Origin of the sequence: Bradyrhizobium sp. JYMT SZCCT0428, from assembly GCF_018131075.1 — a bacterium.
Classification (GTDB): domain Bacteria; phylum Pseudomonadota; class Alphaproteobacteria; order Rhizobiales; family Xanthobacteraceae; genus Bradyrhizobium.
In genome coordinates, this window is the sequence record NZ_JAFCLS010000027.1 from 13,757 (window position 1) to 30,108 (window position 16,352).

At 57.8% G+C, this 16,352-nt stretch carries 11 protein-coding genes and 1 pseudogene; 5 read left to right on the plus strand and 7 right to left on the minus strand.

Features of this window, described 5'->3' with window-relative positions:
* Window positions 1–59: 59 nt before the first annotated feature.
* The gene (locus JQ575_RS25535) at window positions 60–971 is read right to left on the minus strand and encodes a LysR family transcriptional regulator (protein ID WP_212035899.1); all 912 of its coding nucleotides are present in this window, start codon (window positions 969–971) and stop codon (window positions 60–62) included.
* A gap of 29 nt (window positions 972–1,000) precedes the next feature.
* Between JQ575_RS25535 and JQ575_RS45775 the strand changes: the two are divergent.
* From JQ575_RS45775 to JQ575_RS25545, 3 genes and pseudogenes are all read left to right on the plus strand, one after another.
* A pseudogene (locus JQ575_RS45775) lies at window positions 1,001–1,084 on the plus strand (hypothetical protein); the annotation flags it as partial.
* 106 nt (window positions 1,085–1,190) lie between these two features.
* Window positions 1,191–1,664 carry an ATP-binding cassette domain-containing protein gene (locus JQ575_RS25540; RefSeq protein WP_409364823.1) on the plus strand — a complete coding sequence of 158 codons (474 nt, stop codon included), beginning with the start codon at window positions 1,191–1,193 and terminating at the stop codon, window positions 1,662–1,664.
* Window positions 1,665–1,669: 5 nt separating this feature from the next.
* A complete protein-coding gene (locus JQ575_RS25545) occupies window positions 1,670–2,329 on the plus strand; it encodes an ABC transporter ATP-binding protein (RefSeq protein WP_409364821.1) in 660 nt (219 codons plus the stop codon).
* On the opposite strand, the gene JQ575_RS25550 is transcribed toward JQ575_RS25545, so the two are convergent.
* Window positions 2,326–2,703, minus strand: coding sequence for a hypothetical protein (locus JQ575_RS25550; protein ID WP_212035901.1), 378 nt, complete (start codon window positions 2,701–2,703; stop codon window positions 2,326–2,328). The two genes, JQ575_RS25545 and JQ575_RS25550, sit on opposite strands and share 4 nt — an antisense overlap.
* A gap of 18 nt (window positions 2,704–2,721) precedes the next feature.
* Window positions 2,722–4,002 carry a DUF2130 domain-containing protein gene (locus tag JQ575_RS25555; protein WP_212035902.1) on the minus strand — a complete coding sequence of 427 codons (1,281 nt, stop codon included), beginning with the start codon at window positions 4,000–4,002 and terminating at the stop codon, window positions 2,722–2,724.
* A 336-nt stretch (window positions 4,003–4,338) separates the two neighbouring features.
* Here JQ575_RS25555 and JQ575_RS25560 point away from each other — a divergent pair, with 336 nt between their 5' ends.
* Window positions 4,339–9,021: a DUF3320 domain-containing protein gene (locus tag JQ575_RS25560; RefSeq protein ID WP_249166893.1), complete on the plus strand. Its 4,683-nt coding sequence runs from the start codon at window positions 4,339–4,341 to the stop codon at window positions 9,019–9,021.
* Window positions 9,022–9,283: 262 nt separating this feature from the next.
* Window positions 9,284–11,971, plus strand: a complete 2,688-nt coding sequence (locus JQ575_RS25565; protein ID WP_212035904.1) for an AAA family ATPase — start codon at window positions 9,284–9,286, stop codon at window positions 11,969–11,971.
* Between the two features lie 289 nt (window positions 11,972–12,260).
* Here JQ575_RS25565 and JQ575_RS25570 read toward each other — a convergent pair whose 3' ends face one another.
* The 4 genes from JQ575_RS25570 to terL form a co-directional block, all read right to left on the minus strand.
* Entirely contained in the window at window positions 12,261–13,760 is a 1,500-nt protein-coding gene (locus JQ575_RS25570) for a recombinase family protein (RefSeq protein WP_212035905.1), read from the minus strand.
* Window positions 13,750–14,232: a DUF2924 domain-containing protein gene (locus JQ575_RS25575; protein ID WP_312016024.1), complete on the minus strand. Its 483-nt coding sequence runs from the start codon at window positions 14,230–14,232 to the stop codon at window positions 13,750–13,752. The genes JQ575_RS25570 and JQ575_RS25575 overlap by 11 nt, the downstream gene beginning before the upstream one ends.
* On the minus strand, window positions 14,229–14,576 hold the full coding sequence (locus tag JQ575_RS25580) for a DUF3489 domain-containing protein (RefSeq protein ID WP_212035907.1): 348 nt from the start codon (window positions 14,574–14,576) through the stop codon (window positions 14,229–14,231). The genes JQ575_RS25575 and JQ575_RS25580 overlap by 4 nt, the downstream gene beginning before the upstream one ends.
* Window positions 14,577–14,934: 358 nt before the next feature.
* Window positions 14,935–16,350 carry a phage terminase large subunit gene (terL, locus tag JQ575_RS25585; RefSeq protein ID WP_212035908.1) on the minus strand — a complete coding sequence of 472 codons (1,416 nt, stop codon included), beginning with the start codon at window positions 16,348–16,350 and terminating at the stop codon, window positions 14,935–14,937.
* Between the last annotated feature and the right edge of the window lie 2 nt (window positions 16,351–16,352).

Consider the following 16,352-nt stretch of genomic DNA (forward strand, 5'->3'; position numbering starts at 1 on the left):
CAACCTTTCGCAAATTCATTTGTCAGGGGGCCGGTTTCGCTTTTTCCGATAGCGGGCCGTCATGGCCGCTGCCTTGCGCCCCGCTGGGCCTGCGCTATGCCTATGAAATCGCGTGCGTTTTGCGTGAGACCTGACCCGCGCCGCCACGTCATGCCGATTTGAACGACCGGCAGGGAGCCGGAGACGTCGCGCGATTCGATGCGATCGCCTTCCAGCGACCAGGGCCGGTAGACGAGATCGGGCAGCAGGGCGAGGCCGGCGCCAGTGGCGACCAGGCTGCGCACCGCCTCGACGGATCGCGTGCGGAAAGCAATCTTGGGGCGGGTGCCGAAGGCGGCGAGCAGTTTGCCGGTATTCTCCTCCACCTCGTCGATGGTCAGCATGATCAGGGGCTCGGAGAGAATGTCGGCAAGCGCGATGCTGTCGGCGCTTGCAAGTGGATGTCCGAGCGGCAGCCACAAGCGATAGGGCGAGACTTCGACGATCTCGGCGTCGATGGCGAGGCGGTCGCGCAGGTTCGACACCACCATGACGGCGACATCCAGCTCGCCGCCGATCAGGAGGTGCTCGAGATAGTCGCCGTTGTCTTCGATGGCGTGGACCTCGACCGACGGAAACGCGCGGCGATAGCGCGCCAGGAGATCCGAGAGCACGTAGCCGGCGACCAGCGAGGTGACGCCGAGCTGCAGGCGGCCGCCGCGGTTCGCAGCCTGCTCGGAGAAGGTCCTGCGTGCATCGGAGATGTCGGTCAGGATGCGCGTCGCGTGGCGCAGGAACTGATGGCCGGTGTGGGTGATGGACAGGCCGCGCGGATGCCGCTCGAACAGCTTGACGTTGAGATCGGCCTCCAGCTCCTTGATCGCCTCGGTGACCGACGATTGCGAGATCGACAGCGCCTGCGCGGCATGGGAAACCGTGCCGGTCTCGGCCACCGCGACAAAGAACTGGAGCTGTCTGATCGTAAACGCCATGACGGAACTAAGCACCAATTTAGCAGCGGATGAAAGCGGGAGCCGCGGGCCAAACCATCATTGGGCCGAACGGGGCCGGTAAAACCACGTTTCTCAACATATCGACGGGTTATCTGCGGCCGCAAGCTGGCACCGTAAGCTTTCTCGGCCACGACATTACAGCAGCTTCCGCGCACGATCACCAAGCTCGGCATCGCCCGCGCCTTCCAGATTCCACAGCTGTTCCTCGATCAGACCGTGATGGAGAATATGCTGATCGCGGCCGCCTCCCTGCGAGGACGCCCGTCCGGCTTCCAGGCTCTTTCGCGCATGCCGGAAGTGACGGAAATGGAGCGGCTGCTGCATCTCGTCGGTGTCAAGTCGTACGCCGAACGAACAGCGCGAGAGCTTCCCGAGGGACAACGCAAGCTTGTCGATATCGCGCTCGCGCTCGCGCTGAAGCCAAAGCTCCTGCCGATGGACGAGCCGACCTCGGGCGTTGCGTCGTCCGAGAAGCTCGCCATTATGGACATTCTCACCACGGCGCTCGTAAAGGAGAAAGTGACCTCAGTCTTCGTCGAGCACGACATGGACATGGTAGAGCGCTACGCCAGCCGCGTCGCCGTGTGGAATGTCGGCAAGATCCAGAAGGTCGGCACGCCAGCGGAGGTTCTCGCTGACCCGAAGGTTCGTGAACAGGTGATCGGGATATGAAACCGATGCTGAGTTTCGAGAATGTCAACGTCGCGATTGCGGACGCGCCTGTGTTGCGCAATGTGAGTTTCTCGCTGCTGCCCGGCGTGAGCGCTGCGCTTATCGGGCGAAACGGCGCCGGCAAGACCACGACCGTGCGCACTATCATGGGCTTCACGAAGGCGAGCGGCACCGTTCGTCTGGGCGGCGAAGATCTTGGACCGATCGCGCCGCATCGCCGGCCATCGCTGGGTCTTGGCTACGCGCCTGAGGACCGGCGTCTGTTTTCCGCCTTCACCGTGGAAGAAAATATCCTGCTTCCCGGTCGTGTCGCCAAGCTGAATCCGGACGAGACGCGACGGCGGCTGGAGCGAGCCTATTCGGTGCTGCCGGAACTCAAAGAGCTTGCCAAACGTCCGGCGGGATCGGTCTCGGGCGGACAAGGCAAGATGGTGGCGCTTGGCCGGGCGCTTATGCTTGGTACCCGGCTGCTTATCCTGGATGAGCCATTTCAGGGTCTCGCGCCTGTCTTGGCGCAGCGATACGCGGAAGCACTCCGGCGGCTTCGTTCGCAGGACAAGGACATTACGCTGCTGATCACCGAGTCGAATCCAAAGCTGCTCGAGACATTTGCCGACGTGACGCTCACCATTGAAAGAGGTGAGATCGAGGGCGCGCCAAGTTAATTGAAGACGCGGTGTAGGAGCCGCCGGCCTAAGCAAACCTCGGCGGTTTCCTGAAACAGCGTCCGCTTCCTGGACGAAAGCAGACTGCCACGTGTGGCCTTCCATTGCTCGGAAAACGGCCCCAATTCGTTTTTCATGGCTGGTCTCCAGCTTTCGCCGACGATTCTCCGGATCGGGAAGGGCTTGGCGAGACCGAACAGCTTGCCTGCCGTGCGAGACCTGCACTCGATGGTGAACATTGATCGCAATGTGGTCAGCGGCTCAACTGACGAGGAATTTAAGAAAAGCTGATCAATTCCGTGTGCCGACCAGTTGCGATAACGTCCGATGCGCGAGCGCAAACCATGATCGCGCACGGCCAAAGGCGGCAGCATTCGTTGCGAAGCTTTATCCTAGGCGGCCTTCCCCTCAATCATCGGAGGATCTTCAATTGCCGAAATCTCCGGCATCGCTTGACCCATAATCCCGTGAAGGTCGCCAACCATGCCGACTGTTGAGTCAACCATCGCGGTGACTTGCGCTTCGCGCTTGGCCCAAGCCTTCATCATGAACTTGCGCTCTTTGTCGATGTCGTCGCGCATCTCCTTGAAGCGTTCAACGACGGCCTCAATGCGTTGTTTGAAGCGCGAGCCAGTCAAGTAGTTGTACGCTTGCTCTGCTTTTGACTGCTGGCCCTGTTGAGCCGTGCGTGCGTTAGCGACCTCTAGCAGGCCTTGACGTAGGGTGAGAGCCACCGGCACGGCGCAGCGTGCATGAGCAACGTAAACGCCGTCGATCAAGTCAAACGTTTCCACGCCTTTGGGCAAAGCGGTTGAGACGATCAAGGCTACGTCGGCCTTCGCCGCGCGCTTGTTGTCACGCAGCTTGGGTAACCAGGTGTCAGACCAGGTTTTGGTGTTCTTTAGCTCCCAAAGGATCACGCCGGCTGGCGCACCAGCCCGAGCGTTGATTGTCTGAACGATGTCCCCGCCGGTCTCGCCTTTCGCAACAGGTTCAATCAGGTCGAGCGGAAACCTGCCTCGCAAAAGGCTTTCGAGCTCAAGTTCGAAGGCCTCGCCCTGCGTCTGTTGGGAACCTTGTTCTAATTTTCGCTTCAATTCTTCAACAGTCCGGCCAAGGGACTCAATTTGAGTGTCCTTCTGGGAAATTTGCGCCTTAAGTTCATCGGCCGCAGCCTGCTTCGCCTTCGTCACTAGCTCTGATTGGCTCGCCTGCACACGCGTCTCGATCGTGACTTCGAGCTCCCGGGTCTTTTCTTCGAAATCACGCTGCTTGCGTAATGCTTCCGCTTGAACCTGCTGCGCTTCGGCGAGCTTGGCCTCTCTTACCTTTAAGAGTTGCTCGTTTTCCGCAAGTTGCTGCCTGACGGCAGCCAAATCACCTGCCACCTCTTCTCGTGCTTTCTTCGCTTCGGTTGCCGCAACTTGAGTTCGCTCAGCCGCCAGACGCTGCCGAACCTGCTCTTCGATGTTCTCGCGAGCTTTGGAGAGGTCATCTTGCTGTCGACGCAGGTCTCCTGCTTTGCGCTCAAACTCAGCCTCGCGCGCAGCCAGTTTCTGCTGAAAGTTCTTTCGTTCAACTTCGAGCAGCGGCGCTGCAATCGACTCCGTCAGCGGGATTAGATGGCTGCATTTCGGGCAAACGATATGTGGCTCATGGGTTTCGCTAACCACGTGAAGCACTCCAGTTCACTATTTGTTCTATTGTGAACCAAGGTACTCCGGCGGTCAACTGGTAGCTGTATTAATCCCCAAATCTTCTCAGCGGTCGCGAGCAGCGAATGATAGGGAAACGAGTAGAACCCGCCGGTCTCGACCCACACTTGGCTTAACCAAAAGCGAATCGATCAACCTGGAAACAAGCGGCTAGTCGGCCGAAACATTTGGCCAGCCACCTTTTAGCGGGCCATTCGGCTAAGCTGGGCTAGCTTGACCGGGTGTCAACCAGTCCTACAATCCTCGGTTTAGGCGGGGGCCATTTTGGCGGGAACATCGATACGAGACAGGCTTTTGGCGGACCGGCGAGCTCTGCTCGATCTGGGTACGCGCAACAGGCTGATAAACATTCCCCTGCGGACAAAGAACATCCGGGCGATCGAGATCGTGGATTGCAAGTCGACAGAGGTTTTCGACCTGCTTGGTCAAGCGAAGCGCTGTACCTTCGTCCATACCGAGGAAGATAAACCCGCTTCAGCGGCTGACGGATCGACGGGGACGTCGGCACTCGCACCCAAAGAGGTCAACGGGGGTTCTCGGTCGCGGCAAACGGAAACAAAGCTCCAAACCAGGCTGTCCTCGGAAGGATTACAGAAGCGACTCCTCGACATTTGGTACGATGCGAAAACCTTGGAGGAAGAGCAGGGCGTCAACATCCTCTATCTGGCCTTCGGCCTGCTAAAATGGTTCGAGGACGATAAATCCGATACCGAGCGTTTTGCGCCACTCGTCCTGCTGCCCGTGCGACTTGAGCGGAGCAGTGCCGCCGATCGATTCCATCTTGTGTCCCGATCAGAACCTCCGTCACCCAACCTTTCTCTACAGGCGAAGATGGACGGCGAGTTCGGTCTAAAAATCGAAGATTTCGGAGACGAAGACGACGTCGATATCGCTGCCTATATGTCTGGCATCGCTGAGACCGTATCGCGAAAGTCTCGTTGGGAAGTAAGGCCGGACGCGATGGTCCTTGGCTTCTTCTCGTTTTCGAAGTTCCTGATGTATCGGGATCTCGATCCGGAGAACTGGCCGGCCGACGGGAGTCTCGACCTGAACGCCCTCATTCGGGGCCTGCTTCAGGACGGCTTCGAAGCAACAGAGCCGATCGTTTCCGACGACGGCAATATCGACGCGGTCATTCAGCCGGTAGCGATGAACCACGTCGTCGACGCCGACTCATCGCAGACCGTCGCGATCGAAGAGGTTACGCGAGGACGGCACCTCGTTATCAAGGGGCCACCGGGTACTGGCAAATCGCAGACGATCACGAACATCATCGCGTCGGCGGCCGCTCAGGGCCAAACGGTGCTTTTCGTCGCGGAAAAGATGGCGGCGCTCGACGTCGTCCACCGGCGGCTACGAGATGTTGGACTGGGCTCGCTCGCTTTGGAGCTTCATTCCAACAAGGCCAACAAACGGGTGCTTCTGGAGGAACTGAAGCGGACGCGGTCGATGTCGGCACCTCAGCCTCGCGGAGAAGCCACCCTCGTGCAGAGACTGACCGACATTCGCGATCGGCTTAACGAACACGCAGGAATGATGCATGCGGCTCACGTTCCGAGCGAACTCACTCCTTTTCGGTTGCTTGGTAACCTGATCCGATCATGGGGCTCGGCGGGCCAGTCCGGCCACGAACTGGAGGCGCCGGAATCGTGGTCCCCACTCGAACTCGAGCGACGGCGAGAACTCGTCCAGGAGATAGCTGAACGCGTCGCTTCGGATGGTCCGCCTAACCTTCACCCTTGGCGCGGCGTTGGTCGGGACGCCCTCGATCCTGGCGAAATGGAAACCCTGAGAAGGTTGTTAGACCGGCTGGCCGAAGATCTAGCGAAGGCAGCCGCGGGTGCGGATCGCGCGTGCGCTCTTTTCGATTTGTCCCGACCTGACACGTTCGGACAAGCCGCAGATCTCCTCGGGTTCGTCGAAGCAGCCGCAGCAATGCCCGAGTGCGACCGGGCGGCTTTCCGGGATCCCATTTGGGAACGCCCCGACGAGATCAGTGAGATCGTCGAGAAGGGGGCACGCTTTTCGAAATTGAAGGGCGTGTTCGAGTCAGCATTCGTCGAATCCGCGTGGGACGCATCCGTCAGAGAATGCAGGGATGTGATCGCGAACAAGGGCCGCTCCTGGTTGAGGATATTCAGTCTGCGTTATCGGGCACAGACGGCGACTCTTGCATCGTATCTGAAAGTTCCGATGCCGAAGACGGTCGATCAACGATTGTTGCTCCTCGACGGGCTCATCGCTGCCCAGACGGCACGTCGGTCATTCGAGGAAGTCCAAACTGCGGGCCGTTCGGCTTTTGGAGGCTCCTGGCGCAAGGAAAGATCGGATTGGGAAAGGTTGGAATCCCTTTCATCCTGGTGGGATAGCTTTCCAAAGGAAGTAGCGGGGGAAGGTACACGAGATCGCCTCGCACGCGTGGTTTTGTCCGCCGACGATAGGAAGTCGCTCGAGGACTTCAGGAGAACCCTCGACGCCGCGAAGACCGGTGTGGACCAGCTGTTCGATTTTCTGCGGCTCGATCCTGGGCGCCTCCCGGTTCAGGTGGGCCCCGATATGCTTTTCGCCGAGGTATCCGCGAAGGTCTCGGAATGGCGTCGTTCGTCCGAGCGTATTACTCGGTGGGTCGCATTCATGGATCGTATCCGTACGGCGGAGGACGCCGGACTCGGGACGCTGGTCGGTCGGCTGCTCGATGGGTCTCTATCGGGCGATGCGCTTTCGGAGACGTTTGATCGTGCCTACTTCGAAGCTATGCGGAGCGTCATCTTCGCTGGACATCCCGAACTGAAGAAATTCGACGGGGAATCTCATGGGCGTCAGGTGGAGAGCTTCCGCAAGCTGGACCAGGAGCGCATGAAGCTCGCGCGCGATCAAATTGCTCACGAACATGCCTCGCGCCTGCCGAGAAACATGGGTGGTATCGGCCCGCTTGGCGTGCTGAACGGAGAGGTCGCGAAGAAGCGAAATCATTTGCCAATCCGGCAACTTTTGGAACGGGCCGGACCGGTCATTCAGCAGATCAAGCCGATCTTCCTCATGAGTCCGCTTTCGGTGGCTCAATTCCTGAAGCCGGGCGCGGTCTCGTTCGATTTGCTGGTCGTCGACGAGGCTTCCCAGATTGAACCAGTAGACGCACTCGGGGCGGTGGCGCGATGTCGACAGATGGTAGTCGTCGGCGACGAGCGGCAGTTACCGCCCACCCGCTTCTTCGCTAAGCTGACGGGTAACGACGATGATCGAGATGAAGATGACGAGGTGACCTTCCAGGCGAAGGATGCCGAAAGCATCCTCGATTTGTGCCTGGCGAAGGGGCTCCCGCATCGGATGCTTAATTGGCACTATCGCAGTAAGCATCAATCGCTGATCGCGGTCTCGAACAAGCAGTTCTACGACAATCGACTGTTCATCGTACCCAGTCCCTATGACGCCGTCGCCGGCATGGGCCTGAAATTCAACCATCTGCCTGATGCGCACTACGATCGTGGAAATACCCGGACGAATCCCAAGGAAGCCCGGACCGTGGCAGAAGCGGTGATGCGGCACGCACGCGACGCGCCGGATAGGACGCTGGGCGTGGCTACTTTTTCGGTCGCCCAACGCCAGGCCGTACAGAATGAGCTCGAGCTCCTCAGAAAGCAGAATCCCGAGACGGAGGAATTCTTCAGCCGCGGATCCTCCGAACCCTTTTTCGTAAAAAATCTCGAGAATATCCAGGGTGACGAAAGGGACGTCATCTTTATATCCTTGGGATACGGTCGGACCAAGGAGGGGTATGTCGCGATGAGTTTCGGACCCCTCAATTCTGATGGTGGCGAGCGCCGGCTCAACGTGCTGATCTCGCGAGCCAAGCTCCGTTGCGAAGTCTTCTCGTCGATTACCGGCGACGACATCGATCTGTCGCGTTCGAAGGGCAGGGGCGTCGCGGCACTCAAGATGTTTCTCTCCTTTGCGCAAACCGGAAGGCTTGGCATCGCTGAAGAGACGGGCCGAGATCCAGATTCAGTATTCGAAGAACAGGTTGCGGCGCGACTGACAGCGCTCGGTCACGATGTAAAGACACAGATCGGGACTGCCGGCTTCTTCATAGATTTGGCGGTAGCCGATCCGGACAAGCCCGGTCGGTTCGTCCTCGGTATCGAATGCGATGGCGCGCAGTATCACTCGTCCCGATCGGCTCGCGACAGGGATCGTCTTCGGCAGAACGTCCTGGAAGCGCACGGATGGGTTTTACATCGCATCTGGTCGACCGATTGGTTTTTGCGGCCGGAAGAAGAGACGACAAAGGTCGTGAAGGCTATCGAGGCGGCGAAGGCGCAGTGGCGGGAGATGGACGAACGTGCCGACGACTCGGTCTCAGCCGTTCCCATTCGCTTTTCGGCTCACGAAGAGGTCGACGCCGAGGTGGTGGTCGCCGAAATTGGAACGGTGAGTGAAGCGACCGCTCGCTACGAGGAAGCAAAACTTTCGGTACGCCGGCAGGTAGAACCTCATGAAACGCCTCTGCCAGAGATGATGAAACATGTCGTAGAAGTCGTCACAGTGGAGGGGCCCGTACACGAGTCGGAAATCGTCGTCCGAATCCGCTCAGCCTGGGGATTAGCCCGTGCCGGCAACCGGATTAGGGATGCCGTCCAGGCGGCAATCAAGGCAGCAAAGCGGAAAGGCGAAATCAGTGGAGGGCCATTCTACCTACTACCGGGACAACAAGTGATCGTACGGAGTCGCGGAGAAGTCGATTCTAACACGCTTCGGCGTCCGGAAATATTGCCGCCGGAAGAAATCAGGGTCGCGATTGCGCAAGTTGTAGAGGAGAATTTTGGCGCGGAGCGAGACCAGTTAGCACAGGCCGTTGCTCGGCTGTTCGGATTTGCGTCGACGAGCTCTCAGTTTCGGGAAGCGGTGGAGGGTACTCTCGCGGATCTGCTCGAATCGGGCCAGTTGCGCTTAGACGGTCGACTCATCACACAAGCATAGGCGCTTCCGCAGGTGGATTTTTTCTGGAAATCGTGTGGTACCTACAGGGTGCCCTCCAGACGCGTGGTGTAGCCGGTGAGGTAAGTATCACTGTCGAATTCTCGCGAATCTTTAAATCCCCACGAAGGCCCTTGAGGTTTTCGTCACGACTTTGGTCGCAGGAACAGGAAGGCACCTTGACAACTCATGTCGTGCAACCTTCATTGATGCAATCAATGATTTTATAGCCCGCTTTGTACAATTTATTTCTTGGACACCACTTATGGTTGACGACAGCAGTTTGTTCGAATGGTGCGCCGCACGCTCAAAATGGCAACAGGAGGCCGTGAGGCTTCTGGCCACAAAAGCGAAACTTGATGAGAGTGAGCTTAGGCAACTGGAGGTGGCCGTCAGAGCCGAAGCCGGCTTTGCTGTCGGAAAGGCAGCCGCGTGGCCCGCTCTCTCCAAAGCCCACCTCAAGGCTGGCAACAAATTCGCGCCGATCACGGTGCTCGGTTCGATCGGTCCATTGCGCAACATTGATCGCCTGGCTGCGCAGCAACCCCCGCTCAAATTCGCCATTAATGGCGTGACCCTCATCTATGGCCCGAATGGGTCAGGGAAAAGTGGCTATTGCCGCATTGCCAAGAAAGTCTGCCACTGCCTCCATGATGTTACCTTGCGGGGCAATGTGTTCGAGCCGGCATCGACCGATCCGCGCGAGATCACGCTGACCTTTCGTGTCGACGGCGACAAGACGCGGACTGTTATCTGGGATGACCGGACCGATCCGCCGTCAGAGTTAGGACGCATTTCCGTTTTCGATAGCGACGTCGCCGGATTATATGTCGATGCCGAGCGCAATATTGAATTCCTGCCCTTCGAGCTTGCCCTGCTGACCAATCTGGCTGAAGCGCTACGCATCCTCGATAGCCGCTTCAGAGCCGAAGAAGCGCAGTTGAACAAGGCGCACAAAACGCCTCTTCCGCTTGGCTATGAGAAGAATACCAAAGTGTCGGCGATGCTTGCTAATCTGAGGGCAGACGAGCATCTTCCCGCTGAAGCCGCGATGAGATCACTGGCGGCATGGACCGACAAGGACGACGCCGAGCTGCAGGCGATTAAGCTGGAGCTAAGTCAGGACCCAGCGCTCCTGTCGAAAGTGAAACAGGCGACTAAGGGGACGGTCGAGACACTTGTCGTGGAGGCCAATACGATATTCGATACAATCGGCAACGCTGGCGTTGGCAGGTTGAAGGACGCTCAAGCGAAGGCAGCAACGATGCGCGATGCGGCTAAGGCAGCTGCAGCCGCATTTTCCGAGGCTTCTGCGGTTCCTCAACTGGGCAATGAGACTTGGCGTCAGATGTTGACGTATGCCCGCGACTTCGCTGCCGAAGCGTATCCGACCCTTTCTAAACCCCAATTGGTCGCCGCCGATATCTGTGTGCTCTGCCATCAACCCCTTGATGGGGAGGCGCGTTTGCGGCTGGCGGCGTTTGATAAATACGTTGAAGGCCGGGCGAACGCCGACGCTGAGCAGGCAAAGAAGCTCTTCGCGGACATCGCCCGCGCGGTGCTCGACGTCAAGTTTACGAATGGACCCGAAATCAAGAACAGGCTGGTCAACTTCGTCGAACGCTCGGCTCACCGCCAGGGGCAGGCCGATCGGCTGGAGCAGTTTTATGCCACAGCCCAGGAGCGTCACGACCTGCTTTCAAAGGCCATCAAGGCTGTCGACTACACGGGACTGGATGGACTCGCCGATCTTGACCGGTCAGTTATTGATGAGCTGGTCGCGGAAAGCGCGACGCTCGCCAAGGAAATCGAAGGCCTGAAGCCAGCCGCCGGCGAAGCCGCCAAACGCGCCGAGCGTCAACAGAAGCTTGATAATCTCGAGGCGCGGAAGAAATTGTCGACCGATATCGAGACGTTTGTAGCGCGGCGAAACTCGCTGGAGGTTCTCGTTAAGACAAAGGCCTGCATAGCGGCTTGCTCTGTGGCCACGATCACGTCCCATATCACCCGTTTGAGAAGGAAGGTTCTAACGGATTCGCTTCAATCGAGCCTTCACGATGAAATCGTTGCGTTCGACCTTCAGCATCTTCCTCTGAAGCTTGCCGACCGCGGCGAGGTTGGCAAGAGCAAGGTCCACATCGGCCTCGAAGCGCAACAGAAGATCGGAAAAAACAGCGATATCCTGAGCGAGGGTGAAAAGAGAGCGCTTGCCTTGGCGGGCTTCCTGGCGGAACTGAAGGAAGTGGGGGCCAAGCATGGAATCGTGGTCGACGACCCTGTTTCATCACTTGACCACGGGCGGACCGACGCGGTGGCAAAGCGCCTGGTGAAGGAAGCGGCCGCTGGACGGCAGGTCATTATCTTCACGCACAATCTTTTCTTCCACCATGCGGTCGTGGAGGCCGCGCAGGAGATGAAGGTGCGCGTTAGGGAAGAGTGGATTGCGAAGCACGGCGATGGCCGCTTCGGCATCATTGATGACAATCAACGACCCTGGATTTCTATGGGGGTCTCAAAGCGCCTGTCGCTAATCACGGAACTCCTGCAAAAAAAGAAAGCGACCTATTCGGAATCGGACGAGACCCAGCGTTCATTTGTTATCGAGCTCTATACGAAGATGCGCGAGACTTGGGAGCATTCGATCGAGGAAATCCTTTTTGCCGGCGTCGTGGGCAGGTTCAGGCCGAACGTTTCGACCATGAAGTTGAGGGCTGCCCGGATCGAAAAGGCCGACTACGAATCCGTGTACGCTGGCATGACGCGCTGTTCGAAATTCTCCGGGCACGATCAATCCATAGGGGTGCCGGTTGATCTACCGAAGTGGGACACAATCAAAGCGGACCTTGATAGCCTTGCCACATTTATTAGCGTTGCGGATAGGCGGCGTAGAGCGCTTGAGGACGAAGGTAAAGCGTTCGAGAAGGGGCCTATGGCTGCCGATATACTCGAATAAGCTTTCGCTCGAGGTTAGACTGCCATCTCTGCTAAGCGTGACCTTCTGCGTCGACTCGCGTGCGTGAAGTAACCGTTGATACATACAAAGTGAATTCAAGGAGTTGCTGAAAAAATGGTTGGCAGTCACCCACCAAGAGCGCCCTAACCCGCAGATTCGGGAGTAACAAACTACGGGTGGTGGGCTGACTAGGTTTCCAGCAATGTGGAATCGGTTGGTAGGCAGATAAACAAATTATACAAGGATTATCAGTTGGTATCGATGTTCCATAACATCCGATGGCCGAATCTCAGCCGATCGATTGATGCTGCTCTCGCCATGATAGGGGCAGGCATTTTGGGATCTGCTTCAGTTCAGTCGTCGCTTCGCCGTCCAAGGCTGCCCGTGTCAGGTCAGGTGACAGAAACGCGAGCCGCAGTCCTTGCCGGATTACCTTAGGATGGAGATCTGTTGCTGCAGCGAGCGCTTCGATGGATGCCTGGCGCCCGCTTGATAGGTCTTCGAGCCATGCATGAGCCCGGATAATCGATTTCACAAGCTTTTCGTCGATCTTGGCAGCCGGCGGGGTATTAACTTCCGTGGAGCCCTTCGGCTTTGGATTCCAGGGAATATCGATCGAGCGTCGTTTTCCTTTTGATGGATTGAGTACCAACCGGATCCGACTATTAGACACAGTGATTGTTTCGGCCTGCTCAAGCAGCTTGTCTCTTGGCAACTGAAGATTTTCACTAAGCGCGGTCTCGATCAGCCCCTCGATCTCTGGCGCCGAAATTCGCGTGACCGAGCCGGCCTGATGGCGTCGCCCTCGCAACGCCGTACTGACATAGAAGCGGTAGCGGACACCGTTCTTGCTCGAAAAGCTCGGTCCCATGCGGTTACCCTTGTCGTCGAAGAGCTTGCCCTGGAGCAGCGCACCGCTTTCAGAACATGTGACCTTGCGCCTCACGGTGTTGGATTTGAGCAATTCCTGCACGCGCTCGAAAGTCGGCCGGTCCAGAATCGGATTGTGCTCGCCCTTGAACCATTTGCCGCCATAATGTGTTTCCCCAATGTAGATCCTGTTCTTGAGAAAGTGGGCAAGGGGTCCGTAGGTGAAGGGTATGCCACCGCGATATTTTGCCACCTTCACGTTACGTCGCTTGGTGACGATCTTCCGCCGATCGAGTTCAGCAACGAGCCTGCTAAACGATCCTAGTGCCAAATAGAGCTTGAAGATCGTACGGACGGTTTCGGCTTCTGATTTGTCGATGACGAGCTTTTTATCTTTAGTGCCGTATCCGAGCGGCACCGTGCCGCCCGTCCATTTTCCCTTGCGCCGGCTGGCGGCCACCTTGTCCCGGACGCGTTCGGCTGAGAGCTCCCGCTCGAATTGGGCGAAGGATAGCAGCACGTTTAATGTCAACCTGCCCATAGACGTGGTCGTGTTGAATTGCTGGGTGACAGCCACGAACGAGACCGATTTAGCATCGAAGGCCTCGACCAACTTGGCAAAGTCGGCGAGGGAGCGGGTGAGCCGATCAATCTTGTAGACTACAATCACATCGACCTTGCCGGCTTCGATGTCGGCGAGAAGCTTCTTCAGAGCAGGGCGGTCGAGGTTGCCGCCGGAGAAGGCAGGGTCATTATACAGCTGGGGCAGGGTCTTCCAGCCCTGAAACGCTTGGCTAGTGATGTAGGCCTCACAGGCCTCGCGCTGGGCATCTAGCGAGTTGAATTCCTGCTCAAGGCCATGCTCGGTGGATTTGCGGGTGTAGATGGCGCAGCGCAGGAATTTCGGGTCATTTCCCATCGGGAGCCTCCAGACGCGTCGAGCGCAGCCCGAAGAACCGGGGTCCGTTCCATCGGGTTCCGGTGATGGCAGTGGCGATCTCGGAAAGGCCGGCAAAGGTTTTGCCGCCGTAGGTAAAGCCATTGGCCACTACCATCACACGGTAGGTCCGCCGATTCCAAGTCCGCACCAATTCTGAGCCCGGCTTGATCCTCCGCGGCAAATCCAGCCGGCCATTGGGCTTCACTGAGGTGGCCGTCACCAGTTTGTCGAGCAGTCGCCTTGTTGTCAGGGGAAGGCCGCCGTAGGCCTTCTCCTGGATGATGTGCGCAATGCTCCGGCGCAGGAGGTCTGGACCGAAAGCCTTTGGCGGTTCGGTCCGGAATAGGTCGCGATAGCGTTTCCGCAGGTCAGCGATCGGCATTGTCGGCAGCCGACCCAGCTCTGATTCAACCGCCGGATCGGCCTCAATTGAACTATTCTTGGGTTTCACGACGATGCACCCGCTTTGGTGATCCGGAATATGCGGGTTCCGTTGACCTTCTCCGAGGCGAGGTGGAGCTTCATTTTCTTCTTGACCACACCGGCAAAGAAGCCTCGCACGGAGTGCTGCTGCCAGTCGGTTGCTTTCATAATCGCGGCGATCGTTGTGCCCTTTGGCTGCCGAAGTAGGCCGATTACCGTCTCCTGTTTCGATGAGCCACTTTTGGTTTTGCCTTTGGACGGAGCAACAGAGTGTCCAGCTGCGCCCTTGTCGGCGCTCCGCCTATGCCGTTTCACCCGTGCTCCCTTGGCGGTGCTCTTGGATGATTTCACTTTGGATTGCTTGGTGGCCATCTGGCTCTCCATCTTTCGACAGCTCACATGCTGCCACCGACACAAGCCCCGCGATCATGCGGGGCGCGAGGAGAGGAAGCCGCGCACTATACCTGACGCAGGCTACTTCGAAGGCGTTCAGATCGTGGGCATTGCGCTCAGGTGCAACATTAACCACCGCAGCCCTCAATAGTCGGCGATGCCACGGTTCGCCTGAGGCCGCGGCGAGTTTACTGACGCTCCTGTTGCGCCTGAAGTCCAACGAATTCGGAGCAATCTTGTGGCTCATTTCTCGCTGTTTAGATCATGAATGTGCTGGGCGTGCGAAGGTCACACTCACTGCCGAATCGTGGTGCGGCTTTCTTTAAGCCGCTTACTTTTAAGGACCCCCGACCCAACGCATGCTGGTGTCGTAACTGAGCGGATCATACGCGAGCGCCTGTGTGATGCTATCGACTTGGTCGTCGTTTCTGCCTTGCGGAAACGTCAGTAACTCCGCTTCCAGCTCAGCTAGAAATGACGCCTCTCTCGGAAATAGGACGAGACCTTCCGCAAATTTGCCTGTTTGAACGTAGAGCCGGCCGATCTTGTCCCGGTCCACTGGAATGAGGTCTACATAGTAATGCCGGCTTTGATTGAGTTCCTGGGCGAGGGCGATACCGGTGGAAGCGTCCTCGATCAGAATTCTGCTCGGCTTGTAGCGCTCGGCGAGCTCTAATGCCGTGGCTCGCAACTGCGGGTATTCATAGCGGCCGCGGGTCAGATCGAGCAGATAGAAATACTTGTCGACCACGAGCCAAGTCGTGCAAACTGACCAATCGTTTTGAGCCCCGTCTTTGGCGGCGGTATCCCAGCTCTGGATCACCGTGCCGCTCGTGAGCTCGGGAGCCACGTCGTAAGAGCGCAGCCAGTTTCGCTTGACCATGGCACCGCCGGCTGGAACGGGAGACTGCTGATATTGGGCGGCGAACACGTCCGGCCCAAGCGTCTGCTGCTGTTTGCGCAACGTGGCCAGCGATTCGTGAGCCTCATGCAGCGCTTCGCCCATCTTACGGTGATAGAATTGATTAATGCCAACGGGGATGTTTTCGTCCACTTCAGCGATCGCGGGTAGACTCAAGATCTCCCAGTCATCAGAGGAGCTCGATAGGAACCCCGAAAGATCGTCCAGGTGAACGCGCTGCATGACCACGATGACGGCGCCTGTTGCCTTATTATCCAAGCGTGACATCAAAGTATTGGACACCCATTGATTGAGGGTATTGCGGCGGACCTCCGATTGCGCGTCTGCCGGCTTTTGTGGATCGTCAATGATAAAGAGATCGCCACCGAGGCCGGTAAGTGGACCCGACACAGACGTCGATTTTCGGAAACCGCGTTTGGTGGTGATCAGTTCTCCTTCCGTGCTGCGCGTTATTCGCATGTTCGGAAAAGCCCGTTTATACCAAGGAGAGTGCACGACCGAGCGGAAGTCGCTGGCATGCTTGGCCGACAGGTCGTCACCATAACTGATTGCGAAAATACGACGCCAGGGCATTTGTCCTAACATGAATGCCGTGAATGCCACCGAGATCGTGAGCGACTTGAGATGTCGGGGCGGCATATTGATAATGAGCCGGGTGATTTCGCCACGGCGAATGCGGTCGAGTTGATAGGCAATGGCCTGAATGTGCCAGTTCGGCAGAAACGGCGCGCCCGGGTTGAGGTACAGAACGCACCTGTGCAGAAAGCTTTCGAAATTACTGCGCAGAATCGTATCGATAGCCCGTTGAGCGTCTCGCGAATCGTTGGTCATGA

Coding starts and splice junctions, on each gene's coding strand:
- JQ575_RS25535 (WP_212035899.1), bottom strand. CDS start 971: ATGGCGTTTACGATCAGACAGCTCCAGTTCTTTGTCGCGGTGGCCGAG.
- JQ575_RS25545 (WP_409364821.1), top strand. CDS start 1,670: ATGCTGAGTTTCGAGAATGTCAACGTCGCGATTGCGGACGCGCCTGTG.
- JQ575_RS25550 (WP_212035901.1), bottom strand. CDS start 2,703: ATGCTGCCGCCTTTGGCCGTGCGCGATCATGGTTTGCGCTCGCGCATC.
- JQ575_RS25565 (WP_212035904.1), top strand. CDS start 9,284: ATGGTTGACGACAGCAGTTTGTTCGAATGGTGCGCCGCACGCTCAAAA.
- JQ575_RS25570 (WP_212035905.1), bottom strand. CDS start 13,760: ATGGGAAATGACCCGAAATTCCTGCGCTGCGCCATCTACACCCGCAAA.
- JQ575_RS25580 (WP_212035907.1), bottom strand. CDS start 14,576: ATGGCCACCAAGCAATCCAAAGTGAAATCATCCAAGAGCACCGCCAAG.
- terL (WP_212035908.1), bottom strand. CDS start 16,350: ATGACCAACGATTCGCGAGACGCTCAACGGGCTATCGATACGATTCTG.